We start from the raw sequence: 24,464 nt of genomic DNA on the forward strand, positions 1-24,464 counted from the left end.
CGAGGATGATGTCGTCGATTTCCAGGCCACAGCGGCGTACGCACTTCTCGATGTTCTGCGCAGCATTCACGGCACAAGTGACCACATGCACCTTGGCTTCCAGGCGCACGCCCGACATGCCCAGTGGCTCGCGCACGCCTTCCTGGTTGTCGATCACGTAATCCTGCGGCAGGGTGTGCAGCACGCGCTGGTCGGCCGGAATCGCCACGGCCTGGGCGGCGTCGAGCACGCGCTCCAGGTCGGCCAGGCTGACCTCGCGGTCGCGGATGGCGACGATGCCGTGAGAGTTCAGGCTGCGGATGTGGTTGCCGGCCACGCCAACGAACGCCGAGTGGATACGGCAGCCGGCCATCAGCTGCGCTTCTTCCACGGCGCGCTGGATCGACTGCACGGTGGACTCGATGTTCACCACCACGCCTTTCTTCAGGCCGCGGGACGGATGGGTGCCGATCCCGACGATTTCCAGGGTGCCGTCTTCGCCCACTTCGCCCACCAGCGCCACCACCTTGGAGGTGCCAATGTCCAGCCCGACGATCATTTTGCCGCTATGCGCGTTTGCCATGGTCCTGCCTCTCTCTAATTCTTCGCAACGGCGGGTTGGGCCGTCGTCGGTGCAATCGGTTCCCGCCAGCCAACGGCAAGTCCGTTGGAATAACGCAGATCAATGCGGGCGATAGTGGTGATCTGGTCTTTGAGTGTCTTGTCGTAAATGGCGATGAAACGGCGCATCTTCTCCACCAGATGGTCGCGCCCCAGCAGCAGCTCGATGCCCGGCCCGGCGCTGCTCGCACCGGTGGTCAGGAACCAGCTGCCTCGCTCGCGCAGCTCCAGGCGAGCGATGGAAAAGCCCATGGGGCGCAGCATCTGGCTCAATACCTGATACTGCTGCATGACTTGTTGCTGGGCACGCTGCGGCCCGGCCAGCTGCGGCAGGTGCTCGTAGTTGGCCAGCTCGCGCGGAGTGAAAGCCTGGCCCTGGTTGTTGAGCAAGGCTTCGTCACCCCAGCGTGCCACCGGCAGTTGCTCCTCAAGGCGGATCACCACCTCGTCGGGCCACACCCGGCGCACTTCGGCGTGGGCAATCCACGGCATCTGCTCAAGCTCGGCGCGCATCGCCGGCAGGTCGACGCTGAAGAAGCTCGCCGCCACGTAGGGCGCTATACGTTGCTGCACCGACTGCTGGCTGATGTAGCTGAGGTCGCCCTGCACATCGATCTTGGTGATCGGCCGGTCTGCATACGGCATCAGGCGAATGGCGCCCTCATAAGCACCAAAGCCTGCCGCCACCAGCAGCACCGGCCACAGCAGGCGCTTGAGGCCACCCAGGCTTGGCCGCGGCAGGCGCGCCGATACGGGCTCGTCGGCCACCAGCCGGCTGGCACCACGTGGCACCGGCTTGCTGCGGCCGGTAACGGGTTGCTGCTGACGTATCATCGCGCCTTGCATGGTGGTTAACCTCGCGTCGCCACGCTTTCAGCCAGGATCGCCAGCACCAGTTGCTGGAAGTCCAGGCCTGCCGCGCGGGCCGCCATGGGCACCAGGCTATGATCAGTCATGCCCGGTGCGGTGTTGACTTCGAGCAGCCAGAACCGGCCCTGCTCGTCCTGCATCACGTCCAACCGCCCCCAGCCTTCGATGCCGATGGCATCACAGGCGCGCGCGGTCAGGTCGATCAGTTCCTGTTCCTTGACGCTATCCAGGCCGCACGGGATGCGGTACTGGGTATCGTTGGCGATGTACTTGGCGTCGTAGTCGTAGAACACGTGCGGCGTACCCAGGGCGATCGGCGGCAGCACCTGGCCGCGCAGTACCGCGATGGTGAACTCCGGGCCGTGGATCCACTGCTCCACCAGTACCTGGGAATCGTATTGAGCGGCGTCCTGCCAGGCGGCGACCAGTTCCTGGGCGCTGTTCACCTTGGCCATGCCGATGCTAGAGCCTTCATGGGCGGGTTTGACGATAAGCGGGAAGCCCAGTTCCGTACTGGCTTGCAAACAATCGCTTTCGCTCGCCAACACGGCGTGGCGCGGGGTCGGAATACCCAGGCTCTGCCACACCTGCTTGGTGCGCAGCTTGTCCATGGCCAGCGCCGAGGCAAGGATGCCACTGCCGGTGTAGGGAATGCCCAGGCACTCCAGCAGGCCTTGCATGCTGCCGTCTTCACCGCCACGGCCGTGGAGGATGATGAAGGCGCGGTCGATCTTCTCGCTCTGCAGGCGGTCGAGCAGGTCGTCACCGACGTCGATGGCAACCACGTCGACGCCGGCCGTGGTCAGCGCGTCGATTACCGCTGCGCCGGACTTCAGCGACACTTCACGCTCGGCGCTCTTGCCGCCGTACAGCACGGCTACGCGGCCGAACGCTTTTACGTCCAGGGTGGAGTGCAGCTTGTCGTAGGCGCTGGTCATTTCGACTTCTCCTGCTTGGCGCCAGCGAACAGCGGGCTTTTCATCAACTGCGGGGCCAGCCCGCCAACATCACCGGCACCCTGGCAGATCAGGATGTCGCCCGGGCGCAGCAGCGGCTTGACCAACGGCGCCAGCTCGGCACCACGTTCGATGTAGATCGGGTCCAGCTTGCCGCGCTGGCGGATGCTGTGGCACAGCTGGCGGCTGTCGGCACCCGGGATCGGCTCTTCGCCGGCCGGGTACACTTCCATCAGCAGCAGCACGTTGGCATCGCCCAGCACCTGGACGAAATCGTCGTACAAGTCACGGGTACGGCTGTAACGGTGCGGCTGGTAGACGATCACCAGGCGGCGGCTTGGCCAGCCTCCGCGCACGGCCTTGATCACCGCAGCCACTTCGGTCGGGTGGTGGCCGTAGTCGTCGACCAGCATCACGCTGCCGCCTTCGACTGGCAGTTCGCCGTACACCTGGAAGCGTCGGCCGACACCCTGGAAGCCGGAAAGGCCCTGGATGATGGCCTCGTCGGTAATGCCTTCGTCAGTGGCGATGGCGATGGTGGCCAGGGCGTTGAGCACGTTGTGGTTGCCGGGCATGTTCACCGACACCTCAAGCGGCTCGCGGTCACGGCGCAGCACGGTGAAGTGGGTCTGCATGCCCTGCTGGCGCACGTTGATGGCGCGGATGTCGGCCTCTTCGCTGAAGCCATAGGTCACGGTCGGGCGCTTCACCTGTGGCAGGATTTCGCGTACCACCGGGTCGTCCAGGCACATCACGGCCAGGCCATAGAACGGCAGGTTGTGCAGGAACTCGACGAAGGTTTTCTTCAGCTTGTTGAAGTCACCTTCGTAGGTCGCCATGTGGTCGGCGTCGATATTGGTGACCACGGCCACCATCGGCTGCAAATGCAGGAAGCTGGCGTCGCTCTCGTCGGCTTCGGCGATCAGGTAGCGGCTGGTGCCCAACTGGGCATTGGTGCCGGCAGCGGTCAGCCGGCCACCGATGACGAACGTCGGGTCCAGGCCGCCGGCGGCGAACACCGAGGCCAGCAGGCTGGTGGTGGTGGTCTTGCCGTGGGTACCGGCAACGGCCACACCATGGCGGTAGCGCATCAGTTCGGCGAGCATCTCGGCACGCGGCACCACCGGAATGCGCCGCTCGAGGGCGGTGGCCACTTCCGGGTTGGCCGGGTTGATGGCGCTGGACACTACCAGCACATCGGCGGTGGCGGCGTTCTCGGCGCGGTGGCCGACGAAGATTTCGGCACCGAACGATTCGAGGCGCTCGGTAACTGGCGAGGCCTTAAGGTCCGAGCCGGACACTTCATAGCCCAGGTTCAGCAACACTTCGGCGATACCGCACATGCCGACGCCGCCGATACCGACGAAGTGAATGCGGCGGATACGGCCCATCTTCGGCTGGGGCATGGCTTTCTGGCTTTCAACCATGGGCCACCTCCAGGCAGATATCGACCACGGTGCTGGTTGCAGCAGGTTTGGCCAGGCGCCGTGCGGTGCCTGCCATGACGTTGAGTTTCTCGGGTTGCATCAGCACCTCGTTCAGGCGTTCAGCGAGCTGCGCTGCGCCAGTTGTCGCTTGTGGCATCAGGAAGGCAGCGCCTTCACGGGCCAGATATTGGGCGTTGTGGGTCTGGTGGTCGTCGATGGCGTGGGGCAAAGGCACCAGCATCGAAGGCAGGCCCGCTGCCGCCAGCTCGCTGACGGTCAGGGCACCGGCCCGGCACACCACCATGTCGGCCCAGCCATAGGCTTGGGCCATGTCCTTGATGAAGGGCTCTACCTGAGCCTCGACGCCCGCCTCGTGATAACGCTCGGCGGTAATCGGTGCATGTTGCTTGCCGGCCTGGTGGAATACTTCTGGCCGCAAAGCAGCGGGTACTTCAGACAGGGCCTTAGGCAACAATTTGTTCAATGGTTCCGCACCCAGGCTGCCACCGAGTACCAGCAGGCGTGCACGGCGCTCGGCCAGGGGTGCGCGTTGCGCGTCCATGAACAGCTCCGGGCGCACCGGGTTGCCGGTGGTACGACGTTTGTCGCTGGCCTCGAAGGTGTTGGGGAAAGCTTCGCAGACCCGCGCCGAGAGTGGCATCAACAACCGATTGGCGGTACCGGCCCGGGCGTTCTGCTCGTGGATCACCAACGGCACGCCGCACAGCCGTGCGGCCACGCCGCCGGGGCCGGTCACGTAGCCGCCAAAGCCCAGTACGCAGACCGGCTTGAGCTGGCGAATGATACGCCGCGCCTGCAGCACAGCCTTGACCAGGGTGAACGGTGCCTTGAGCAAAGACAGTTTGCTTTTGCCACGCAGGCCGCTGACCTGGATCAGGTGCAGCGGCAAGCCGGCCTGGGGCACCAGCTCGTTCTCGATACCGCGTGGGGTGCCGAGCCAGTGCACGGTATAACCGCGTGCCTGGAACTCCCGGGCGCATGCCAGGGCCGGGAACACATGGCCCCCGGTGCCGCCTGCCATGATCAGTACGTTCTTGCCGTCAGCGGCCATGACTGGTCTCCTCGGCAAAATCGCTTTCGCTGAATTCGTGTTCCTCGCTGCCAAGGTGCGTGCGGCTTTCCCACTCGATGCGCAGTAACAAGCCCACGCATGCGCAGCAGATCACCAACGAACTGCCGCCGTAGCTGAGGAATGGCAAGGTCAGGCCCTTGGTCGGCAGCAGGCCGACGTTCACCCCGATGTTGATCAGGAACTGGCCGATCCACAGGAACGCCAGGCCAAAGGCCACATAGGCGGCAAAGAACTGCTTGGCCTTCTCGGCCCACAGGCCGATGTACAGGGCACGCACAGTGACGAACACGAACAACGCAATGGTCACCAGCGAGCCGACTACACCCAGCTCTTCTGCCAGTACCGAGAACACGAAGTCGGTATGTGCTTCGGGCAGGTAGAACTGCTTCTGCACGCTATTGCCCAGCCCAACGCCCAGCCATTCGCCCCGACCGAAGGCAATCAGTGCCTGGGTCAACTGATAGCCCGAACCGAACTGGTCAGACCACGGGTCGGTGAAGGTGATCAGCCGCGCCATCCGGTACGGCTGCGCCTGCACCAGAACAAACACCGCCAGCACCGCCAACACCACCATCAGGCTGAAGCGGAACAGCCCCACCCCACCGAGGAACAGCATGGCCGCTGCCGCACCCATCATTACCACGGTGGCGCCGAAGTCCGGCTCCATCAGCAGCAAGGCAGCCATGGGCAGCAGTACGATGAACGGCTTGAAGAAGCCCATCCAGGTTTCGCGCACCTCGGTCTGCCTGCGTACCAGGTAACCGGCCAGGTAGACGACCACGAACACCTTGGCGATTTCCGAAGGCTGGACGTTGAAGAAGCTGAAGCCGATCCAGCGCATGGAGCCGTTCACTTCACGGCCGATACCCGGTACCAGCACCAGCACCAGCAGGCCGAAGGCGCCCAGCAGCATCATGAAACCCATGCGCTGCCAGGTGGCGATTGGCACCAGCATGGTCGCACCACAGGCTACCAGGCCAAGGAACACGTAAACGAGGTGGCGGAACATGTGGTACAGCGGGTTGCCCGACTGCACCGCAGCCACTTCCGAGGACGCCGAGGTGATCATCACCAGGCCCAGGCCCAGCAGCGCCAGGCAGCCGGCCAGCATCGGGAAGTCCAGGTCGATGCCGCGGCCACTGATCAGCGGCGACGGGTAGGGTTTGAAGATGCCGAAGATCATGCAAGCCCCCCCGCTGCCTGGGCGAACAGGCGCCCACGCTCTTCAAAGTTCTTGAACATGTCCAGGCTGGCGCACGCCGGCGACAGCAGCACGGCGTCACCGGCCCGGGCCAGTTCGGCGCACTGTTGCACGGCCTCGTCGAGGGTCTTGACCCGAACAAGCGGCACGTCATCGCCCAGGGCTTCGGCCAGGCGCTCGGCATCGCGACCCAGCAATACCACTGCGCGGCAGAAGCGCTTGACCGGCTCGCGCAGCGCCGTGAATTCGGCACCTTTACCGTCGCCACCGGCGATCAGCACCAGCTTGCCTTCGATATCGGCACCCAGGCCCTCGATGGCAGCCAGGGCAGCGCCGACGTTGGTGGCCTTGGAATCGTCGTACCAGTTCACACCGTTACGCTCACGTACCCACTGGCAGCGGTGGGCCAGGCCACCGAACTCGCGCAGGGCTTCGAGCATGGGCTCGAACGCAAGGCCTGCGGCATGCCCCAGCGCCAAGGCTGCCAATGCGTTGCTCTGGTTGTGGGCACCACGAACCTTCAGCTCGCGCGCCGGCATCAGCGCCTGGAACTCGAATGCCAGGTATTTCTCACCGTCGACTTCACGCAGGCCAAAGGCCTTGAAGTCCGGCTGGTTGAGGCCGAAGGTCCAGCATGGGCGGCCTTCCACCGGCAGCGGCCGGCTGAGAGCGTCCTGGCGGTTGACCACCACCTGCTTGGCGCCGCGGAAAATCCGGTGCTTGGCCAGGTGGTACGCCGGCAGCCCGCTGTAGCGGTCCATGTGGTCTTCGCTGATGTTCAGCACAGTGGCCACTTCAGCATTGAGCTGGTCTGTGGTTTCCAGCTGGAAGCTGGACAGCTCCAGCACGTACAACTCCACGTCATCGGCCAGCAGGTCCAGCGCCGGGGTGCCGAGGTTGCCGCCCACCGCCACGCGCTTGCCTGCCTTGGCGGCCATTTCGCCAACAAGGGTGGTAACGGTGCTCTTGGCGTTGGAACCGCTGATGGCAATGATCGGCGCCTTGGCGTAGCGGGCGAACAGTTCGATATCACCGGACAGTTTCACGCCGCGCGCGGCGGCCTGTTGCAGCGCCGGGGTAGCCAGGGCAAGGCCGGGGCTCACGTACAGTTCGTTGGCGCGGCACAGGAAGTCGACGTCCAGCTCGCCACAGCGCACTTCCACCTGCGGGTAATCACGGCGCAGGGTGTCCAGTTCCGGCGGTTGCTCGCGGGTGTCGGCGACCGCAAAGGCAATGCCCCGGCTCGCCAGGAAGCGAACCAGGGACATGCCGCTCTTGCCGAGGCCGACAACGATGCGGAATTGGTCGGAAGCGATCAGGGACACGCTCATCTACCTCAGTTTCAGGGTTGCAAGGCCGATCAGCACCAGGATCACGGTGATAATCCAGAAGCGGACGATCACCCGTGGCTCTGGCCAGCCCTTGAGTTCAAAGTGGTGGTGGATCGGCGCCATGCGGAACACGCGCTTGCCGGTCAGCTTGAAGGAGGCAACCTGGATTACCACCGACAGGGTTTCCACAACGAAGATGCCGCCCATGATGAACAGGACGATTTCCTGGCGGACGATCACCGCAATGGTGCCCAGTGCGGCACCCAGCGCCAGCGCACCGACGTCACCCATGAACACTTGTGCCGGGTAGGTGTTGAACCACAGGAAGCCCAGGCCGGCGCCGATCAGCGCGCCGCAGAACACGATCAGCTCGCCCGAGCCCGGCACGTAAGGAATCAGCAGGTATTCGGCGAACTTCACGTTACCCGACAGGTAGCAGAAGATGCCCAGGGCGCCGCCGACCATCACCGTTGGCATGATTGCCAGGCCGTCGAGGCCGTCAGTAAGGTTGACCGCGTTGCTGGAGCCGACGATGACGAAGTAGGTCAGTACGACGAAGCCAACGCCCAGCGGGATGGTGACATCCTTGATGAACGGCAGGATCAGCGTGGTCTCGACGCTGGTTGGCGCGGTCTTGTACAGGAACACGGCTGCAGCCAGGCCGAACACCGACTGCCAGAAGTACTTCCAGCGGCTTGGCAGGCCACGGGAGTTCTTTTCGATCACCTTGCGGTAGTCGTCGACCCAGCCGATGGCGCCGAACGCCAGGGTAACGATCAACACCACCCAGACGTAGCGATTGCTCAGGTCCGCCCACAGCAGCGTGCTGATGGCAATGGCTGACAGGATCAGCGCGCCACCCATGGTCGGGGTACCGGACTTGGACAGGTGCGATTGCGGGCCGTCGTTACGCACGGCCTGGCCGATCTGGCGAATTTGCAGGGTACGGATCATCCACGGCCCCAGCCACAGCGCCAGCGACAACGCGGTCAGTACACCAAGAATCCCGCGCAGGGACAGGTACTGGAAGACTGCGAAGCCTTTATGGAACTGTTGCAGATACTCGGCCAACAGCAGCAGCATTAATGTTTCTCCCCGCTGGCACCGCACAATGCCGCCACGACGTTTTCCATCGCAGCGCTGCGCGAGCCCTTGATCAAGATTGTGGTGTCGCTGGCACTTTCGGCGCTAACCGCGTCGATCAGCTCAGCTTGAGTAGCGAAATGACGGCCATTGGCGCCGAACGCCTTGACCGCATGTGTCATGTTGGAACCCACTGCGTACAGGGCATCTACCTTGCCACGCGCGTAGTCACCCACCTGACGGTGGCCTTCTTCCGCCCATTGCCCCAGTTCGCCGATATCCCCAAGCACCAGAACGGTGCGCCCGGAAAAGCCGGCGAGTATATCAATGGCCGCACACATGGAGGTGGGATTTGCGTTGTAACTATCGTCGATCACCCGCACACCGTTCGGCGCGATCTGCGCCACGGTACGGCCCTTGACCGGTTGCACGGCAGCCAGGCCCGCGGCGATGCCGCTCAGGCTCAGACCAACGGCATGGGCAGCGGCGGCGGCGGCCAGCGCATTGCTGACGTTGTGCTCACCCAGCACATTGAGTTGCACAGCTACCGTTCCACCGGCGCCATGCAGCTTGAAAGACGGGCAACCACGGGCATCGCGACCGATGTCCGTGGCGTAGAAGTCGGCCTGCGGATTACTGCGGGCAAAACTGATGACGCTGTGTGCACCGGCACGCGCCTTCCAGATGGAGAAAGCCTTGTCGTCCAGGTTAAGGATGGCGATGCCGCCCTCGCCCAGGCCTTCAAGGATTTCGCCCTTGGCTTCAACGATTTTCTCCGGGCCGCCGAACTCGCCAACGTGGGCGGTACCGGCGTTGTTGATGATGACCACCTGAGGTTGGGTCAGGCCAACGGTGTAGCGAATCTCACCTATGCGCGACGCACCCAGCTCGATCACCGCAGCGCTGTGCTCCGGGGCAATCTCCAGCAAGGTCAGCGGCGCACCGAGGTCGTTGTTCAGGTTGCCGCGGGTGGCGTGCACCAGGCCACGGGTACGCAGGATGCTGGCGAGCATTTCCTTGACCGTGGTCTTGCCGCTGGAGCCGGTAATGGCCACAACAGGCTTGTCGAACGCAGCACGGTTCAGTGCGCCGAGCTGGCCGAGCGCTACACGGCAATCCTTGACCAGCAACTGCGGCAGGTCGACACCGACCACTGCGCGTTCGACCAGGGCAGCGACTGCGCCTTTGGCTTTTACATCGGCCAGGTAGTCATGACCATCGAAACGCGGGCCGGCCAGGGCCACGAACAGCTGCCCGGCACCGACGCTGCGGCTGTCGATGCTGACACCGGTGAACGTGGCGTCGCCACCGATTTGTTGACCACTCAGTGCTGTGGTCAGCTGGCTGAGTGACAGCGGCTTAAGCATGTGGAGCCTCCCAGGCTGCAAGTGCCTTCTCGGCTTCGATCAGGTCGGAAAAATCATGGCGCTCGCCATTGATCTCCTGGTAATCCTCATGCCCCTTGCCGGCCAGCACGATCACATCGTTGGCAGCGGCGGTGGCAATCAGGTGCGCAATGGCCTCGCCACGACCGGCAACGAACTCGACGCTGCCAGGCCCGGTGAAACCAGGACGGATGTCGTCAAAGATACGCAGCGGGTCTTCGGTACGCGGGTTGTCATCGGTGACCACCACGCGGTCGGCCAGGCGCTCGGCCACTTCGGCCATCAGTGGGCGCTTGCCGCGGTCACGGTCGCCGCCGCAGCCAAACAGGCACAGCAGCTTGCCGTGGGCGTGCGGGCGCAGGGCTTCGAGCACCTTTTCCAGGGCATCCGGGGTGTGCGCGTAGTCGACCACCACCAGTGGCTTGTCGCCGCCACCCAGGCGCTGCATGCGGCCTACCGGCCCTTGCAGTTGCGGGGTGACCTTGAGGATTTCGTCCAGCGAATAGTCCAGGGCCAACAGCGTAGCTACGGCGGCGAGCATGTTGCTGAGGTTGAAGCGGCCCAGCAACTGGCTGCGCAGGGTGCGCTCACCTTGGCTGGTGACGAGCGTGGCGCGGACGCCATCGTCATCAAACCTGGCCTCAGGGCAGAACAGCGACGCGTCCTGGTTTTCCAGGCTATAGCTGATCAGCCGGGTCTCGATACGATCGGTCATCGGCTTGCGGGCAAAATCGTCAGCCAGACGACGACCGAAGTCATCATCCAGGTTGACCACCTGGCAACGCAGGCTCGGCCAGGCGAACAACTTGGCCTTGGCGGCCTCGTAGGCCTGCATGCTGCCATGGTAATCGAGGTGGTCACGCGACAGGTTGGTCATGACCGCGATGTCGAATTCCAGCGCGGCAACCCGGCCTTGTTCCAGGGCATGGGAGGAAACTTCCATGGCCACGGCCTTGGCGCCACCTTTCTTGAGGTCATTGAGCGTCGACTGCACGGCGATCGGGTCTGGCGTGGTCAACCGGCCGCTCTGCAGTTCGCCAAAAAAGCCTGTACCCAACGTGCCGATCAGGCCGCAGCGCTGGCCGAGCAGGTCCAGTGCCTGCGCCACCAGCTGGGTCACGCTGGTCTTGCCGTTGGTGCCGGTCACGCCCACCAGGTTCAACTGGCGGCTGGGCTCGCCATAGAAACGGCCAGCAATCTCGGACAGCTGCGCAATCAGGCCCTTCACCGGAATCAGCGGCACGTCAGTCAGCGGCAGCACATTGGCGCCCTGCTCTTCATAGGCCACGGCGGCAGCGCCACGGGCCAAGGCATCAGCGATGTGCTCGCGGCCATCGACCTTGGCGCCCGGCACAGCCAGGAACAGGTCGCCCGGGCGCACACTGCGGCTGTCCAGGGTCAGCTCACGGATCAGCGGGTCACGGCTGGCGTGGGCGAAAAGTTTGCTTAATGGCATTGTCATCATCCACGCCCTCCCTTGGCGTCTGCTGCATTGACTTGCGATTGCCCGGCGGGCGCTGCTGGCGCAGGTGGCGGCAGGTTGTCTGGCGGTACGTTCATCAAACGCAGGGTGCCGGACATGACCTTGCTGAACACTGGCGCCGAAACCAGGCCACCGAAGTAGCCGCCTTTGCCCGGCTCGTCGATGACCACGACGATGGCGTATCGCGGGTCGCTCATTGGCCCGAAGCCAGCGAACAGCGAGCGGTAGGCGTTTTCGGTGTAGCCCTTGGAACCCACGGTGGCCTTACGTGCGGTACCGGACTTGCCGGCCACGTGATAGAACGGCACCTGGGCACGGAACACGCCGCGGGGCGCTTCGATCACCTGCTGCAACATGCCCTGAACGGTTTCGGCGGTTTCCTTCGGAATGGCTTGCACCGCTTCCGGCGGCTGGTCGACCTTGAGAATCGACAGCGGCACCATCTTGCCGTCGTTGGCCAGTGCCGCGTAGGCATGCACCAATTGCAGGGCGGTCACCGACACGCCGTAGCCGTAGGACAGCGTCGCGGTCTCGGCCTTGCGCCACTCGCGGTGGTTAGGCAAGTTGCCGACGCGCTCACCCGGGAAGCCAAGGCCGGTATACTGGCCCAGGCCAACCTGGGACATGACCCGGTAAATGGCCTCGCCACCGATGTCGAAGGCGATCTTGCTCATGCCGACGTTACTGGAGTTGATCAGGATACCGGTCAGGTCGAGGATCGGGCCCTCGCTGCGCGATACGTCCTTGATGGTGTAGCGGCCGATCTGCAGGCTGCCCGGGTAGACTTCGACCTTGTCGGTCGGCTTCCAGCGGCCGCTCTGCAGGGCCGCGCTCATGGAGATCGGCTTGACCGTGGAACCGGGCTCGAACACGTCGATGATCGCCCGGTTACGCATGGCCGCCGGGAACATGCTGCGGCGGTTGTTGGGGTTGTAGGTCGGCTGGTTGACCATGGCCAGGACCTCACCGGTCTTGACGTCCATGATCACCAGGCTGCCGGCCTTGGCGTCCTGTTCGGCAATGGCATTACGCAGTTCGCGGGTGGCCAGGTACTGCAGGCGCAGGTCTATCGACAACGCCAAGGTCTTACCGGCCTTGGCGTTCTTGGTTACCTGGATGTCCTTGATCAGCCGGCCGCGCCGGTCCTTGATCACCTGCCGCTTGCCCGGCACGCCGGCCAGCCATTCGTCATAGGCCAGCTCCACACCCTCGCGACCATGGTCGTCGAGGTCGGTGAACCCGACCATGTGCGCCGTGACATCACCGGCAGGATAGAAGCGGCGGAATTCTTCCAGGCCGTACACACCTGGCACTTTCAGGTCGAGCACATGCTGGCCCTGTTCCGGGGTCAGGCCGCGGACCAGGTAGATGAACTCTTTGCTCGCCTGCTGGGTCAGGCGCTCGGTGAGCTGCTGCGGGTTTTGCCCCAGCGCCGCAGCCAGCTGTGGCCAACGGTCCCTGGACGCCTGCATTTCCTTGGGGTTGGCCCACAGGGTGGTAACCGGGGTACTCACGGCCAGCGGTTCACCGTTGCGGTCGGTAATCAGGCCGCGGTGCGCCGGGATAGGAATATGACGCAGGCTGCGCGCATCGCCCTGGCCCTTGAGGAAGTCACGGTCGACCACCTGCAGGTCGATGATGCGCCAGCAGATGGCACCCACCATGATGGCCAGCAAGCCGATTACCACGCGGAAGCGCCACGGGTAGAGTGCGCCTTCGAGCTTCATCATGGTGCCACCATCCGTACTTCGTCAGCCGAAGGCACGCGCATCTTCAACTGCTCGGACGCCAGGTTCTCGATACGGCTGGCGGCAGTCCAGGTGCTCTGCTCAAGAATCAGCCGGCCCCACTCGGCCTGGGCCTTGTCGCGCTCGTTCAACTCACCGTACAGGGTGTTGAGCAACTGGCGGTTCCAGTGCGCGCTGTAAGACACGGCAATGGCCGAAACCAGCACGGCAACGAACAGCAGAAGCATCAGGAAGCTTCCGCCTGGCAAAGGCTTGGCAAACAGCCTGCTCACCGCAGCTTCTCCGCCACACGCATCACGGCGCTACGCGACCGGGGGTTGGCCTTGAGTTCGGCTTCGGAAGCGAACTGGGCCTTGCCTATAAGCTTGATTTTCGGCTCGAAGACCTTGTGCTGTACCGGCAGGTTGCGTGGCAGGTTGTCGGCCTCGCCCTTTACCAGCTTGCGCATGAACAGCTTCACGATACGGTCTTCCAGCGAGTGGAAGCTGATGACCGCCAGGCGACCACCCACTTCGAGCGCATCGAGCGCCGCCTCAAGGCCGGCCTCAAGGTCGCCCAGCTCGTTGTTGACGTGGATACGAAGGCCCTGGAAGGCACGGGTAGCCGGGTTCTTGCCTTTTTCCCAGGCAGGGTTGGCCACCTTGAGCACCTCTGCCAGGTCGGCAGTACGGGTGAACGGCTGCTTTTCACGGCGCTCAACCACGGCACGCGCCATGCGGCCAGCGAAGCGCTCTTCACCGTACTCCTTGAAGACGCGGGCAATTTCTTCCACAGGCGCCGTGGCGATAAACTCGGCGGCACTGATGCCCTGGTCCGGGTTCATGCGCATGTCCAGCGGGCCATCATTGAGGAAGCTGAAGCCACGCTCGGGGTCATCCAGTTGCGGCGAGGACACGCCCAGGTCCAGCAGCACACCGCTGACCTTGCCGTGCAGGCCGCGCTCGGCCACTTCCGCGCCCAGCTCGGCAAAGCTGCGCTGCACAATGACAAAGCGGCCGTCTTCGGCCGCCAGCGCTTGCCCCGTGGCAATCGCCTGTGGATCTTTATCGAAGCCCAGCAGCCGCCCTTGCGGCCCGAGCTTGCTGAGAATCAGCCGGCTGTGTCCGCCACGGCCAAACGTGCCGTCCAGATAGCAACCGTCGGCGCGCAGGGCCAATGCCTCGACAGCCTCGTCGAGCAGGACGGTAATGTGGTTGAAGCCGCTATCTATGGTCACAGGATCAGGTCACGCAATTCGTCGGGCATGGCGCCCGGTTGTTGAATAGCTGCAAGGTCGGCTGCCGAAACCGCGTTCCAGGCATCTTCGTCCCACAGCTGGAATTTGTTCAGTTGCCCCACCAGCATCGCCTTCTTGTCGAGCTTGGCGTACTCACGCAGGCGGGGCGGCACCAGGAAACGACCACTGCCATCGAGCTCCAGGTCAACCGCATTGCCGATCAGCAAACGCTGCAGGCGGCGGTTTTCCTCACGCAACGACGGCAAGGCACGCAACTTGGCTTCTATCTGCTCCCACTCATCGAGGGGATAAACACACAAGCAGGGATCAACGGCATCAATGGTCACGATCAGCTGGCCATTGCAACGCGAATCGAGCTCGTCACGGTACCGGCTCGGCATGGCGAGACGGCCCTTTGCATCGAGGCTGACGGCGTTGGCTCCGCGGAACACGGCTGCGATTCCCCACAATGTTAGCTTTTTTGTGCCAGAAAACCCACTTCATCCCACTTTCTGCCACTTGCGCACACTATAGGAATCCGCCCGCAGCACCGTCAAGGCACGTTCATAAGGAAAAGCCTTACAGGACGGAGATTTAGCGCGATATGGGAATGTGGAAGGACTGCCGACAGGAAAAAAACACGAGAAAAATCAAACCCACGCGAGCACATGGAGTTAGAAGTTAAAGTGATTTATCAAGAGTAAGATTTTTTCGGTATTACCAGAGAGGATCTGCTATCGAATCAAGCAGGGAAGGAAAAGGTGGAGAGTCGATCTGTAAGCCGGGTTTTGTCGAGGACAGTCATTCCTCTACGACGGCCATCACTGGACGCCTCTAGCAACCTACCCGGTTCCGACGCGGGCCACGCCTGATGGAACCCTATTTGGTCTTGCTCCGAGTGGGGTTTACCTAGCCACGAACTGTTGCCAGCCGTGCGGTGCGCTCTTACCGCACCTTTTCACCCTTACCGGCACCGAAGTGCTTAGGCGGTTATTTTCTGTGGCACTTTCCGTAGGCTCGCGCCTCCCAGGCGTTACCTGGCACTCCGCCCTATGGAGCCCGGACTTTCCTCCCCCTGGTTTGTTCTACAAGGTAGTGGAACAAAAACAGGCAGCGACTGTCCGATCGACTCTCCGCCGACAAGGTTACCGGCACGCGCGCCCAAGAACAAGCGATACCGGCATCTATATCATTTTGCCACTATTCGGCCTTTTGCTTTTCCAGGGCAAGTTGATACAAAAGATTCTTGCGTACCCCGGTAATTTCCGCCGCAAGTGCCGCTGCCCGCTTTAGCGGCAACTCGGCCAGCAGCAAGTCAAGTACGCGCTGCGCCTCGGCACTGATGGCCTGCTCACCCTCGGGCGCACTCCAGCCCCCTACCAGCACCACGCACTCACCGCGCTGCTGGTTACTGTCGCCAGCAACGAATGCTCGCAACTCGGCCAACGGCAAGCCCTTGAGGGTCTCGAATGTCTTGGTCAGCTCGCGCGCCAGCAGCGCCGGGCGCTCGCCACCAAATACCGCCTCCATGTCTTCAAGGCATTCCAGGATGCGGTGCGGCGCCTCATAGAAGATCAACGTACGCGGTTCTTCCTTCACCTGCTCCAGACGCGCCTTGCGCCCCGCCTGCTTCGCCGGCAGGAAGCCTTCGAAGATGAAGCGGTCCGATGGCAGGCCGGCCGCCGACAACGCGGCAATCAAGGCGCACGCGCCCGGCACCGGCACCACATTCACACCCGCGGCCCGCGCCTGGCGCACCAGGTGGTAGCCCGGGTCGGAGATCAGCGGCGTACCGGCATCGGATACCAGCGCCACGTTTTCGCCAGCCAGCAACTTGGTGAGAAAACGCCCACCCTCATCGCGCTCGTTGTGCTCATGGCAGGCCGCCAGCGGCGTATCGATACCAAAGTGCTGCAACAGACGGATCGAATGACGGGTGTCTTCGGCGGCGATGAGCGCCACATCCGCCAGCACCTTCAGCGCCCTGGCGCTCATGTCGTCAAGGTTGCCGATGGGGGTTGCAACCACATACAGCGTCCCCACCGTGGATTTCGAAGCCCCTGCCACATCAGTCACTGCGCACACCTGTCATTCGGATCAAAGGCGCCATTGTAGCCCGAGCGCCTGTAACAGGGCGCAAAGAACTTCACCTGCGACCAGCGGCAAGCCACCTATAGTGAAGGATCAGCACAGCGACATCGCGCCCCGGCCAGTGCTTGGGTACAATTGCCGGCCAACTTGATCGAGTAACAGGACCTTTACATGATCGCTTGCCTGCGGCTGCTAACAGCCCTCTGCCTCGCTGCCCTGCTGGCAGCCTGCGCCAGCTCGCCCTCATCCAGCCTGGGCGAACTGCCACGCACCCCGGACGCCAGCATCGAGCAACTGCTCGAAAAGGCCGCTTCCAGCAAGTCTACGGAAGACGCCGCCCTGCTGCGCCTGAGCGCAGCCGACCTGGCCTACAAGCAGAAGGACTTCCCACGCGCCGCACGCATTCTCGAGCAAGTCCCGCTGGACACGCTCAAGCCGGCCCAACAAGTGTTCGCCAGCACCCTCGCTGCCGAGCTGGCCATGAGCCGTAACCAGCCCAAGGCGGCACTGACTGCCCTGGCCCACCCTAGCCTGCAGCGCGTTGCCGAACTGCCGGCAGAGCAGCAAGCGCGCACCTACAGCGTGCACGCCGCCGCCCTCGAAGCCGACGGCCAGGCCCTGGCTGCTGCGCAACAGCGCGTACTGCTGGCCCCGCTGCTGAGCGGCCAGGCCGCCAGTGCCAACAACGACGCCATCTGGGCCCTGGTCGCCTCGCTGCCGGCAGAGCAACTGCAACAGCCCGCCAACGACCAGACCCTGGCCGGCTGGACCAGCCTGGCGTTCGCCGTGAAAAGCGCAGGCACCCTGGAACAACAGCAAGCGGCTATCGAAACCTGGGTCAAACAGCACCCGGACCACCCAGCGGCACAACAACTGCCACTGGCACTGACCAAGCTCAAGGAGCTGGCCAGCCAGCCGCTGACCAAGATCGCCCTGCTGCTGCCTCAGGAGGGCCCGCTGGCCGGTGTTGCCCGCGCCCTGCGTGATGGCTTCATGGCCGCCCATTTCCAGGCCCAGCAAGCCGGCCAGCCAGCACCTGCAGTGCAGGTGTTCGACAGCTCGCGCATCGGCTCGCTTGACGACTTCTACCGCCAGGCCCAGGCCGCTGGCGTGCAACTGGTCATCGGCCCGCTGGAAAAACCACTGGTGAAGCAACTGGCGGCCAAACCGCAATTGCCGATCACCACCCTGGCCCTCAACTACGCCGACGCTGGCCAGAAAGCGCCGCCGCAACTGTTCCAGTTCGGCCTGGCCGCCGAAGACGAAGCCCGTGAAGTCGCCCGCCGCGCCCGCGCCGACGGCATGGTCCGCGCCGTGGCGCTGGTGCCGAGTGGCGAATGGGGTGACCGCGTGCTGGCCGCCTTCCGCCAGGACTGGGAAGGCAATGGCGGCACCCTGCTCGCTGCCGAGCGCATTGCCCAGCCGGTTGCCCTGGCCCAGCAGATTGCCGACCTGTTCCAGCTGCGCCAGAGCGAAGGCCGCGCCAAGAGCCTGCAAAGCACGGTAGGTGGCAGCATCGCCGCACAACCGTCGCGCCGCCAGGACATCGATTTCATCTTCCTGGCCTCGACCCCGCAACAGGCCCAGCAGATCAAACCGACCCTGAACTTCCAGTACGCCGGTGACGTGCCGGTCTACGCCACCTCGAACCTGTACAGCGCCAGCGGTGACGTGAACCAGTACAACGACATGAACGGCATCCGCTTCTGCGAAACGCCATGGCTGCTCGACACCAGCAACAGCTTGCGCCAGCAGGTTGTCCAGCAGTGGCCGCAAGCTGCCGGCAGCCTTGGCCGCCTGTATGCCATGGGCGTCGATGCCTACAGCCTCGCACCGCGCCTGGGCCAACTGAAAGCGCTGCCGGACAACCGCGTCCTGGGCCTTTCGGGCAGCCTGAGCATCAACGCCAACCAGCGTGTCGAGCGCCAGCTGCCATGGGCCGAGTTCGCTGGCGGCCAAGTCAAGCGCCTGCCCGATACTGCGCGCTGATGGCAACAGCATCGCCCACCCGTGCCGGGCAAGAGGCAGAAACCCAGGCCCTTGAGCACCTTCAAGGGCAGGGCCTGCAACTGCTGGCACGTAACTGGCGATGCAAAGGCGGCGAGCTTGATCTGGTCATGCTCGACGCCGATACAGTAGTATTCGTCGAAGTCCGCTACCGGTTGCACGCGGGCTTCGGTGGTGCCCTCGAAAGTATCGACGGGCGCAAGCAGAAACGGTTGGTGCTCGCCGCCAGCCTGTTCCTGCAAAAGGAACCCCGCTGGGGCAACCACCCCTGCCGCTTCGACGTTGTCGCCCTGCAGGGTAGCCACCATGCAGGCAGACCGCTTCAATGGCTGAAAAACGCCTTCGAATGCTGAACTCACTTCGTATTTTTTGCTCTATGTATCGCGGGCTGGTCGTTGTTGCGCGTAGCAAAGGCCACCGCCCCACTTAAGGTCACCAGATGGACATGCAATCCCGAATTCGCCGGCTGTTCCAGGCCAGCATCGATACCAAGCAACAGGCAATGGACATCCTGGCACCGCACATCGAGCAGGCAAGCCTGGTCATGGTCAATGCGCTGCTCAACGAGGGCAAGATGCTCGCCTGTGGCAACGGCGGCTCTGCCGGTGATGCCCAGCACTTTTCGTCCGAGCTGCTCAACCGCTTCGAGCGCGAACGCCCGAGCCTGCCGGCCATTGCGCTGACCACCGACAGCTCGACCCTGACCTCGATCGCCAACGACTACAGCTACAACGAAGTCTTTTCCAAGCAGATCCGCGCCCTGGGCCAGCCTGGGGACGTTCTGCTGGCGATCTCCACCAGCGGCAACTCGGCCAACGTGATCCAGGCGATCCAGGCCGCACATGACCGCGAAATGATTGTCGTAGCATTGACGGGTCGCGACGGCGGCGGCATGGCTTCGCTGCTGCTGCCCGAAGACGTGGAAATCCGCGTACCTTCAACCGTTACTGCGCGCATCCAGGAAGTCCACCTGCTGGCGATCCACTGCCTTTGCGATCTGATCGACAGCCAACTGTTCGGGAGTGAAGAATGACCCCTATGCGCCTCGGCCTGATGGCCCTGACCATGTGCCTGAGCGTCACCGGTTGCAGCTCGGTACTCACCTCTACCCGTAATTCGCCCATCGAGGACGATCGCGGCACGCGCACCATCGGCAGCAAAATCGACGATTCGCTGATCGAAACCAAGGCTGCTGTCAACATTTCCAAGGCCAGCCCCGACCTGGACAAGGGCTCGCACATCGTTGTCAGCAGCTACAACGGCATCGTCCTGTTGGCCGGCCAGACGCCACGTGCAGACCTCAAGAGCCTCGCCGAGCAGACCGCCGGCCAGGTACAGCGCGTCAAGAAAGTGCACAACGAACTGCAGGTGATGCAGCCCTCCTCGATCCTGGCGCGCAACAACGACGCCTGGCTGACCACCAAGATCAAGACGCAGATGCTGACCGACAATGCCGTGCCCAGCTCGCGCATCAAGGTGATCACCGAGAACGGTATCGTCTACCTGCTGGGCCTGGTGACCCAGCAGGAGGCCAACTCGGCCACTGCCGTGGTTCAGGGCGTGTCGGGCGTGCAGAAGATCGTCAAGCTGTTCGAGTACATCGACTGATTCACTGCTTGCCTGTCCGGGCCTCTTCGCGGGTAAACCCGCTCCCACAGGGACCTCACAAGCCTTGGAAATGTGAGGTCCCTGTGGGAGCGGGTTTACCCGCGAAGAGGCCCGGACAGGCAACAGAGATGCTCCATTTTTCCAGAAACCCAGGAAACACCGCATGAAAAAGCTTCTGCTGCCTGCCCTGCTGCTCGGCACCTTCGCCACCCTGGCCGGCTGCTCCACCCCTAGCCTGATCACCCTCAACGATGGCCGTGAAATCCAGGCTGTCGACGCACCGAAGTACGACCGCGACGCTGGCTTCTACGAGTTCCAGCAACTCGACGGCAAGCGCACCCGCATCAACAAGGACCAGGTACGCACCATCAGCGACCTGTAACCCAAGGTTGGCAGCAAAGAAAAAGGCGACCCTTACGGATCGCCTTTTTTTGTTACTTCACCACCTTCAAGCTTGGCCGACCAGTCGGCCGCGGTGGCTGGCCGCCACCCTCTGGCGGGCCATCATCATCTGGCTGTACCTCATCGTCCTCCAGCTCGTCACCCTCCAGCGGGGATTCCAGCTCAAAGACCATGCCCTGGCCATTTTCACGGGCGTAGATACCCAGGATGGCGCCAACCGGCACGAACAGCGAATGAGCCACGCCACTGAAGCGGCCCTCGAAGCTGACCGCATCGTTGTCCATGTGCAGGCTGCGCACGGCACTTGGCGAGATATTCAAGACGATCTGGCCATCACTGGCGAAACCATCCGGCACCTGAACTTTCGGGAATTCGGCATTGACCAGCATGTGGGGCGTGCAATCGTTGTCGACGATCCACTCATACAGTGCTCGAACCAGATAGGGGCGACTGGAGTTCATCAACGGCTCCTTAAAGCTTGCGCATTTCACGTTCTACGGAGGACAGGCTCGCCTGGAAAGGCTCGCGGGCGAACTGACGCTCCATGTAATCCAGCAGCGGCTTGGCTTGCCGCGGCAACTCGATACCCAACACCGGCAAACGCCAGAGTATGGGCAATAGACAGCAATCGACCAGGCTTTGCTCATCGCTCATGAAGCAGGCGAATTCATTGAACAGTGGCGAAACGCCGGTCAGGCTTTCGCGCAGGGCCTTGCGTGCTTCGGTACGGGCAGCTTCGCTGCTGCGCGAATCGAGCACGGTATCGGCCAGGGCACACCAGTCACGCTGGATGCGGTGTATCAGCAAACGGCTGTTACCGCGCGCAACCGGGTATACCGGCATCAGCGGCGGGTGCGGGTAACGCTCCTCGAGGTACTCCATCACCACGGTCGATTCATACAACGCCAGGTCACGGTCGACCAGGGTCGGCACGCTGCCGTAAGGGTTGACCTCAGCCAGCTTGGGCGGCAGGCGGGCCGGGTCGACATCGATGACCTGTACGCTGACACCCTTCTCGGCCAGCACCAGGCGTACCCGATGAGAGTAATGATCAGCGGGATCGGAATAGCAGGCTAACCTGTTGGTTGCGCCCATGTAGCGGCTCCTCGCACGGGATGCTTGTGCAACTGTAAATGAAAACGCGCCCGGGGCGCCCCAGCATTTCTGCTGGGGCGCCCCGGGCGCGTTCAACAACCAGAAACTACTGCGTGATCAGTGCACGTCCTTCCAGTATTCACGCTTGAGCAAGTAGGCGAATACGAAGAAGAAAGCCAGGTACAGCAACACATAGGTACCGATGCGCTGGCTTTCCAGTTTGACCGGGTTGGCCGAATAGGCCAGGAAGGTCACCAGGTTCTTGACCTTCTCGTCGAACTGCTCGGTGGTCAGGGTACCGGATTTCGGCGTAATGGTCAGCTGGTCACAGGCTTCGTGGGTAATCGGGCTGCCGGTCAACGGGTCGAATTGCTTCTTGCCATCGGTCACCGTCTGCACCTGTTTGCAGCCAATCACCTGGTTACCCTGCAGGCCGACCAGCACGTTAGGCATGCCGACGTTCGGGAACACCTTGTTGTTCACCCCGTAAGGCCGCGACGGGTCCTCGTAGAAGCTGCGCAGGTAGGTGTAGAGCCAGTCGGTACCCCGCACGCGAGCCACCAGGGTGAGGTCGGGCGGTGCGGCGCCGAACCAGGTCTTGGCGTCACTGGGCTTCATGCCGATCTGCATGTGGTCACCGATCTTGGCACCGGTGAACACCAGCTTCTCGAGCATCAGCTCATGCGGGATACCCAGGTCATCGGCTACCCGCTCGTAACGCTGGAACTTGGCACTGTGGCACCCCATGCAATAGTTGGCAAAGGTACGCGCACCGTCCTGCATGGCGGCCTTGTCGGTCAGGTCGATATCGGCCTTGTCCAGCTCCAGGCTGTGTTCGGCAGCGAAGGAAAAGGCAGGCATCACTGCCAGCAAAAATACTGCAATCAACTTTTTCATCAGCCAGTCACCCTTTCCGGAACCGGTTTGGTCTTCTCGAGCCTTGTGTAGAACGGCATCAGCAGGAAGTAGGCGAAGTACAACACCGTGCACACCTGCGACAGCAAGGTACGCCCAGGTGTCGGCGCCAGTACGCCCAGCACACCGAGGATGACGAAGGCCACGCAGAACACCAGGAGGAAGACCTTGCTGATCCAGCCCTTGTAACGCATGGATTTCACCGGGCTGCGGTCGAGCCACGGCAGTACGAACAGCACGGCGATGGCCGCGCCCATGGCAATGACACCCATCAGTTTGTCAGGCACCGCACGCAAGATTGCGTAGAAGGGTGTGAAGTACCACACCGGCGCAATGTGCTCAGGTGTCTTGAAGGCGTTGGCCTGCTCGAAGTTCGGTTTTTCCAGGAAGTAACCGCCCATTTCCGGGAAGAAGAACACGACGGCGCAGAACACGAAGAGGAACACTACCACGCCGACAATGTCCTTGACGGTGTAGTACGGGTGGAACGGAATGCCGTCCAGCGGAATGCCGTTTTCGTCCTTTTTCTTCTTGATGTCGACACCATCGGGGTTGTTCGAACCCACTTCGTGCAGGGCCAGGATGTGCAGCACCACCAGGCCAAGAATCACGATCGGCAGGGCAACCACGTGCAGGGCGAAGAAGCGGTTCAGCGTGATCCCCGAAATCAGGTAGTCACCACGAATCCACTGGGTGAGGTCACCACCGATCACCGGGATTGCACCGAACAGGGAGATGATTACCTGGGCACCCCAGTACGACATCTGCCCCCACGGCAGCAGGTAGCCCATGAAGGCTTCGGCCATCAGTGCCAGGTAGATCAGCATGCCGAACAGCCACACCAGCTCGCGTGGCTTCTGGTACGAGCCGTAGAGCAAGCCACGGAACATGTGCAGGTAGACCACGATGAAGAACGCCGACGCACCGGTGGAGTGCAGGTAGCGCAGGATCCAGCCGTATTCCACATCACGCATGATGTACTCGACCGAGGCGAATGCCTCTTCCGCCGAGGGCGTGAAGCTCATGGTCAGCCATACGCCGGTGACAATCTGGTTGACCAGTACCAGCAATGCCAGGGAGCCGAAGAAGTACAGGAAGTTGAAGTTCTTGGGCGCGTAATACTTGCTCAGGTGGTCTTCCCACATCTTGGTGGCGGGGAAGCGAGCATCAATCCAGTCCATGAACTTGCTCATCATGCTTTCTCCTGGTCGACGCCGATGACGACGATTTCGTCCGACTCATAAGAGTGCGGCGGCACGGGCAGGTTGAGAGGTGCCGGCTGCGACTTGTAGACACGGCCAGCCAGGTCGTAGTGGGAGCCGTGGCACGGGCAGAAGTAGCCACCCACCCATTTAGGACCGAGGTCAGCCGGTGCAACTTCCGGGCGGAAGGTGGGCGAGCAGCCCAGGTGCGTGCACAGGCCAACGAGAATGAGGATTTCCGGCTTGATCGAGCGAACCTCGGGGTCGACATAGGTCGGCTGCACCGAGGCCTTGGAATCCGGGTCAGACAGGTCGCCGGTGATTTTTTTCAGGTTGCCGAGGATCTCCTCCGTTCGCCGCACGATGAACACCGGCTGGCCACGCCACTCGGCCACCATCTGCTGCCCGGCCTCGACCTTGGCGATATTGACCTTCACCGGTGCACCTGCGGCTTTCGCCTTGGCACTGGGAAACCATGACCCCACGAACGGTACCGCAGCCCCCACTGCTCCCGCTGCCCCGACCACGGATGTCGCGGCTACGAGGAAGCGGCGCCGGCCTGCGTTGACGCCGTCATTGCTCATTCAGTCCTCTCCCATCAGCTTGCTTGGCCTGTTGAATCAGGCTCGTACTTAGGTTGTGTCAGTGGCACTAAAATTTGGTCGCCATGGTAAGAAACAAATCCACACACTGACAAGGTGATTACCCCGGCAAGGGCCCTCTACCCGCGGTTTGCTTGATCTGTGTCTAT

At 62.8% G+C, this 24,464-nt stretch carries 25 protein-coding genes and 1 other RNA gene; 5 read left to right on the forward strand and 21 right to left on the reverse strand.

Features of this window, described 5'->3' with window-relative positions:
* The 16 genes from ftsA to rsmI all read right to left on the reverse strand — a co-directional run.
* On the reverse strand, positions 1-562 hold a 562-nt coding region (ftsA, locus tag ACQKPZ_RS12725), incomplete at its 3' end, for a cell division protein FtsA (protein ID WP_427538441.1).
* 14 nt (positions 563-576) lie between these two features.
* Positions 577-1,446: a cell division protein FtsQ/DivIB gene (locus tag ACQKPZ_RS12730; protein ID WP_016498051.1), complete on the reverse strand. Its 870-nt coding sequence runs from the start codon at positions 1,444-1,446 to the stop codon at positions 577-579.
* A 5-nt stretch (positions 1,447-1,451) separates the two neighbouring features.
* A complete protein-coding gene (locus ACQKPZ_RS12735; protein WP_427538444.1) occupies positions 1,452-2,408 on the reverse strand; it encodes a D-alanine--D-alanine ligase in 957 nt (318 codons plus the stop codon).
* Entirely contained in the window at positions 2,405-3,853 is a 1,449-nt protein-coding gene (gene murC, locus ACQKPZ_RS12740) for a UDP-N-acetylmuramate--L-alanine ligase (RefSeq protein ID WP_427538447.1), read from the reverse strand. The genes ACQKPZ_RS12735 and murC overlap by 4 nt, the downstream gene beginning before the upstream one ends.
* Positions 3,846-4,925: an undecaprenyldiphospho-muramoylpentapeptide beta-N-acetylglucosaminyltransferase gene (gene murG / locus ACQKPZ_RS12745; RefSeq protein ID WP_391127695.1), complete on the reverse strand. Its 1,080-nt coding sequence runs from the start codon at positions 4,923-4,925 to the stop codon at positions 3,846-3,848. Before murG ends, murC begins: the two co-directional genes overlap by 8 nt.
* Positions 4,915-6,129 (reverse strand): putative lipid II flippase FtsW, encoded by a 1,215-nt coding sequence (ftsW, locus tag ACQKPZ_RS12750; RefSeq protein WP_060499795.1) that lies wholly within the window; start codon positions 6,127-6,129, stop codon positions 4,915-4,917. Before ftsW ends, murG begins: the two co-directional genes overlap by 11 nt.
* Entirely contained in the window at positions 6,126-7,472 is a 1,347-nt protein-coding gene (murD, locus tag ACQKPZ_RS12755; protein ID WP_427538450.1) for a UDP-N-acetylmuramoyl-L-alanine--D-glutamate ligase, read from the reverse strand. The genes ftsW and murD overlap by 4 nt, the downstream gene beginning before the upstream one ends.
* Before the next feature lie 6 nt (positions 7,473-7,478).
* Positions 7,479-8,561: a phospho-N-acetylmuramoyl-pentapeptide-transferase gene (gene mraY, locus ACQKPZ_RS12760; protein ID WP_016498046.1), complete on the reverse strand. Its 1,083-nt coding sequence runs from the start codon at positions 8,559-8,561 to the stop codon at positions 7,479-7,481.
* Positions 8,561-9,928 (reverse strand): UDP-N-acetylmuramoyl-tripeptide--D-alanyl-D-alanine ligase, encoded by a 1,368-nt coding sequence (locus ACQKPZ_RS12765; protein WP_427538453.1) that lies wholly within the window; start codon positions 9,926-9,928, stop codon positions 8,561-8,563. The genes mraY and ACQKPZ_RS12765 overlap by 1 nt, the downstream gene beginning before the upstream one ends.
* A complete protein-coding gene (gene murE, locus ACQKPZ_RS12770; protein ID WP_427538456.1) occupies positions 9,921-11,411 on the reverse strand; it encodes a UDP-N-acetylmuramoyl-L-alanyl-D-glutamate--2,6-diaminopimelate ligase in 1,491 nt (496 codons plus the stop codon). Before murE ends, ACQKPZ_RS12765 begins: the two co-directional genes overlap by 8 nt.
* Positions 11,408-13,156 (reverse strand): peptidoglycan D,D-transpeptidase FtsI family protein, encoded by a 1,749-nt coding sequence (locus tag ACQKPZ_RS12775; protein WP_391127791.1) that lies wholly within the window; start codon positions 13,154-13,156, stop codon positions 11,408-11,410. The genes murE and ACQKPZ_RS12775 overlap by 4 nt, the downstream gene beginning before the upstream one ends.
* Positions 13,156-13,449, reverse strand: a complete 294-nt coding sequence (gene ftsL / locus ACQKPZ_RS12780; protein ID WP_003260787.1) for a cell division protein FtsL — start codon at positions 13,447-13,449, stop codon at positions 13,156-13,158. Before ftsL ends, ACQKPZ_RS12775 begins: the two co-directional genes overlap by 1 nt.
* Positions 13,446-14,393, reverse strand: a complete 948-nt coding sequence (gene rsmH, locus ACQKPZ_RS12785; RefSeq protein ID WP_085626512.1) for a 16S rRNA (cytosine(1402)-N(4))-methyltransferase RsmH — start codon at positions 14,391-14,393, stop codon at positions 13,446-13,448. The genes ftsL and rsmH overlap by 4 nt, the downstream gene beginning before the upstream one ends.
* A complete protein-coding gene (gene mraZ / locus ACQKPZ_RS12790; RefSeq protein ID WP_004575120.1) occupies positions 14,390-14,845 on the reverse strand; it encodes a division/cell wall cluster transcriptional repressor MraZ in 456 nt (151 codons plus the stop codon). Before mraZ ends, rsmH begins: the two co-directional genes overlap by 4 nt.
* A gap of 309 nt (positions 14,846-15,154) precedes the next feature.
* An RNA gene (rnpB, locus tag ACQKPZ_RS12795) (RNase P RNA component class A) lies at positions 15,155-15,526 on the reverse strand.
* A 67-nt stretch (positions 15,527-15,593) separates the two neighbouring features.
* Entirely contained in the window at positions 15,594-16,469 is an 876-nt protein-coding gene (gene rsmI / locus ACQKPZ_RS12800) for a 16S rRNA (cytidine(1402)-2'-O)-methyltransferase (protein ID WP_427538459.1), read from the reverse strand.
* Positions 16,470-16,655: 186 nt separating this feature from the next.
* Between rsmI and ACQKPZ_RS12805 the strand changes: the two genes are divergently transcribed.
* The 5 genes from ACQKPZ_RS12805 to ACQKPZ_RS12825 all read left to right on the forward strand — a co-directional run bounded on the left by ACQKPZ_RS12805 (position 16,656) and on the right by ACQKPZ_RS12825 (position 20,481).
* On the forward strand, positions 16,656-18,473 hold the full coding sequence (locus ACQKPZ_RS12805; protein ID WP_427538462.1) for a penicillin-binding protein activator: 1,818 nt from the start codon (positions 16,656-16,658) through the stop codon (positions 18,471-18,473).
* Positions 18,473-18,844, forward strand: a complete 372-nt coding sequence (locus tag ACQKPZ_RS12810) for a YraN family protein (protein WP_427538465.1) — start codon at positions 18,473-18,475, stop codon at positions 18,842-18,844. Before ACQKPZ_RS12805 ends, ACQKPZ_RS12810 begins: the two co-directional genes overlap by 1 nt.
* An 86-nt stretch (positions 18,845-18,930) precedes the next feature.
* Positions 18,931-19,524, forward strand: coding sequence for a phosphoheptose isomerase (locus ACQKPZ_RS12815; protein WP_012274070.1), 594 nt, complete (start codon positions 18,931-18,933; stop codon positions 19,522-19,524).
* On the forward strand, positions 19,521-20,099 hold the full coding sequence (locus ACQKPZ_RS12820; protein WP_427538468.1) for a BON domain-containing protein: 579 nt from the start codon (positions 19,521-19,523) through the stop codon (positions 20,097-20,099). The genes ACQKPZ_RS12815 and ACQKPZ_RS12820 overlap by 4 nt, the downstream gene beginning before the upstream one ends.
* Before the next feature lie 163 nt (positions 20,100-20,262).
* A complete protein-coding gene (locus ACQKPZ_RS12825; RefSeq protein ID WP_427538471.1) occupies positions 20,263-20,481 on the forward strand; it encodes a YgdI/YgdR family lipoprotein in 219 nt (72 codons plus the stop codon).
* A 52-nt stretch (positions 20,482-20,533) separates the two neighbouring features.
* Here the strand turns inward: ACQKPZ_RS12825 and ACQKPZ_RS12830 are convergent, their stop codons facing one another.
* The 5 genes from ACQKPZ_RS12830 to petA form a co-directional block, all read right to left on the reverse strand.
* Complete coding sequence (locus ACQKPZ_RS12830; protein ID WP_403194455.1) at positions 20,534-20,962, reverse strand: ClpXP protease specificity-enhancing factor; 429 nt, start codon at positions 20,960-20,962, stop codon at positions 20,534-20,536.
* Positions 20,963-20,972: 10 nt separating this feature from the next.
* Positions 20,973-21,596, reverse strand: a complete 624-nt coding sequence (locus tag ACQKPZ_RS12835) for a glutathione S-transferase N-terminal domain-containing protein (protein ID WP_403194453.1) — start codon at positions 21,594-21,596, stop codon at positions 20,973-20,975.
* 117 nt (positions 21,597-21,713) lie between these two features.
* A complete protein-coding gene (locus ACQKPZ_RS12840; protein ID WP_391127658.1) occupies positions 21,714-22,493 on the reverse strand; it encodes a cytochrome c1 in 780 nt (259 codons plus the stop codon).
* The gene (locus ACQKPZ_RS12845; protein WP_391127788.1) at positions 22,493-23,704 is read right to left on the reverse strand and encodes a cytochrome b; all 1,212 of its coding nucleotides are present in this window, start codon (positions 23,702-23,704) and stop codon (positions 22,493-22,495) included. Before ACQKPZ_RS12845 ends, ACQKPZ_RS12840 begins: the two co-directional genes overlap by 1 nt.
* The gene (petA, locus tag ACQKPZ_RS12850) at positions 23,704-24,297 is read right to left on the reverse strand and encodes a ubiquinol-cytochrome c reductase iron-sulfur subunit (RefSeq protein ID WP_427538474.1); all 594 of its coding nucleotides are present in this window, start codon (positions 24,295-24,297) and stop codon (positions 23,704-23,706) included. Before petA ends, ACQKPZ_RS12845 begins: the two co-directional genes overlap by 1 nt.
* Positions 24,298-24,464 lie beyond the last annotated feature (167 nt).

It is taken from the genome of Pseudomonas sp. NPDC089547 (assembly GCF_050280665.1).
Taxonomy (GTDB): Bacteria; Pseudomonadota; Gammaproteobacteria; order Pseudomonadales; family Pseudomonadaceae; genus Aquipseudomonas.

Excerpts from the sequence above, each read along its gene's own strand:
- ACQKPZ_RS12730 (WP_016498051.1), bottom strand. The coding sequence starts at position 1,446 with ATGCAAGGCGCGATGATACGTCAGCAGCAACCCGTTACCGGCCGCAGC.
- ACQKPZ_RS12735 (WP_427538444.1), bottom strand. The coding sequence starts at position 2,408 with ATGACCAGCGCCTACGACAAGCTGCACTCCACCCTGGACGTAAAAGCG.
- murC (WP_427538447.1), bottom strand. The coding sequence starts at position 3,853 with ATGGTTGAAAGCCAGAAAGCCATGCCCCAGCCGAAGATGGGCCGTATC.
- murG (WP_391127695.1), bottom strand. The coding sequence starts at position 4,925 with ATGGCCGCTGACGGCAAGAACGTACTGATCATGGCAGGCGGCACCGGG.
- ftsW (WP_060499795.1), bottom strand. The coding sequence starts at position 6,129 with ATGATCTTCGGCATCTTCAAACCCTACCCGTCGCCGCTGATCAGTGGC.
- mraY (WP_016498046.1), bottom strand. The coding sequence starts at position 8,561 with ATGCTGCTGCTGTTGGCCGAGTATCTGCAACAGTTCCATAAAGGCTTC.
- ACQKPZ_RS12765 (WP_427538453.1), bottom strand. The coding sequence starts at position 9,928 with ATGCTTAAGCCGCTGTCACTCAGCCAGCTGACCACAGCACTGAGTGGT.
- murE (WP_427538456.1), bottom strand. The coding sequence starts at position 11,411 with ATGATGACAATGCCATTAAGCAAACTTTTCGCCCACGCCAGCCGTGAC.
- ACQKPZ_RS12775 (WP_391127791.1), bottom strand. The coding sequence starts at position 13,156 with ATGAAGCTCGAAGGCGCACTCTACCCGTGGCGCTTCCGCGTGGTAATC.
- ACQKPZ_RS12805 (WP_427538462.1), top strand. The coding sequence starts at position 16,656 with ATGATCGCTTGCCTGCGGCTGCTAACAGCCCTCTGCCTCGCTGCCCTG.
- ACQKPZ_RS12810 (WP_427538465.1), top strand. The coding sequence starts at position 18,473 with ATGGCAACAGCATCGCCCACCCGTGCCGGGCAAGAGGCAGAAACCCAG.
- ACQKPZ_RS12815 (WP_012274070.1), top strand. The coding sequence starts at position 18,931 with ATGGACATGCAATCCCGAATTCGCCGGCTGTTCCAGGCCAGCATCGAT.
- ACQKPZ_RS12820 (WP_427538468.1), top strand. The coding sequence starts at position 19,521 with ATGACCCCTATGCGCCTCGGCCTGATGGCCCTGACCATGTGCCTGAGC.
- ACQKPZ_RS12825 (WP_427538471.1), top strand. The coding sequence starts at position 20,263 with ATGAAAAAGCTTCTGCTGCCTGCCCTGCTGCTCGGCACCTTCGCCACC.
- ACQKPZ_RS12830 (WP_403194455.1), bottom strand. The coding sequence starts at position 20,962 with ATGAACTCCAGTCGCCCCTATCTGGTTCGAGCACTGTATGAGTGGATC.
- ACQKPZ_RS12835 (WP_403194453.1), bottom strand. The coding sequence starts at position 21,596 with ATGGGCGCAACCAACAGGTTAGCCTGCTATTCCGATCCCGCTGATCAT.
- ACQKPZ_RS12840 (WP_391127658.1), bottom strand. The coding sequence starts at position 22,493 with ATGAAAAAGTTGATTGCAGTATTTTTGCTGGCAGTGATGCCTGCCTTT.
- ACQKPZ_RS12845 (WP_391127788.1), bottom strand. The coding sequence starts at position 23,704 with ATGAGCAAGTTCATGGACTGGATTGATGCTCGCTTCCCCGCCACCAAG.
- petA (WP_427538474.1), bottom strand. The coding sequence starts at position 24,297 with ATGAGCAATGACGGCGTCAACGCAGGCCGGCGCCGCTTCCTCGTAGCC.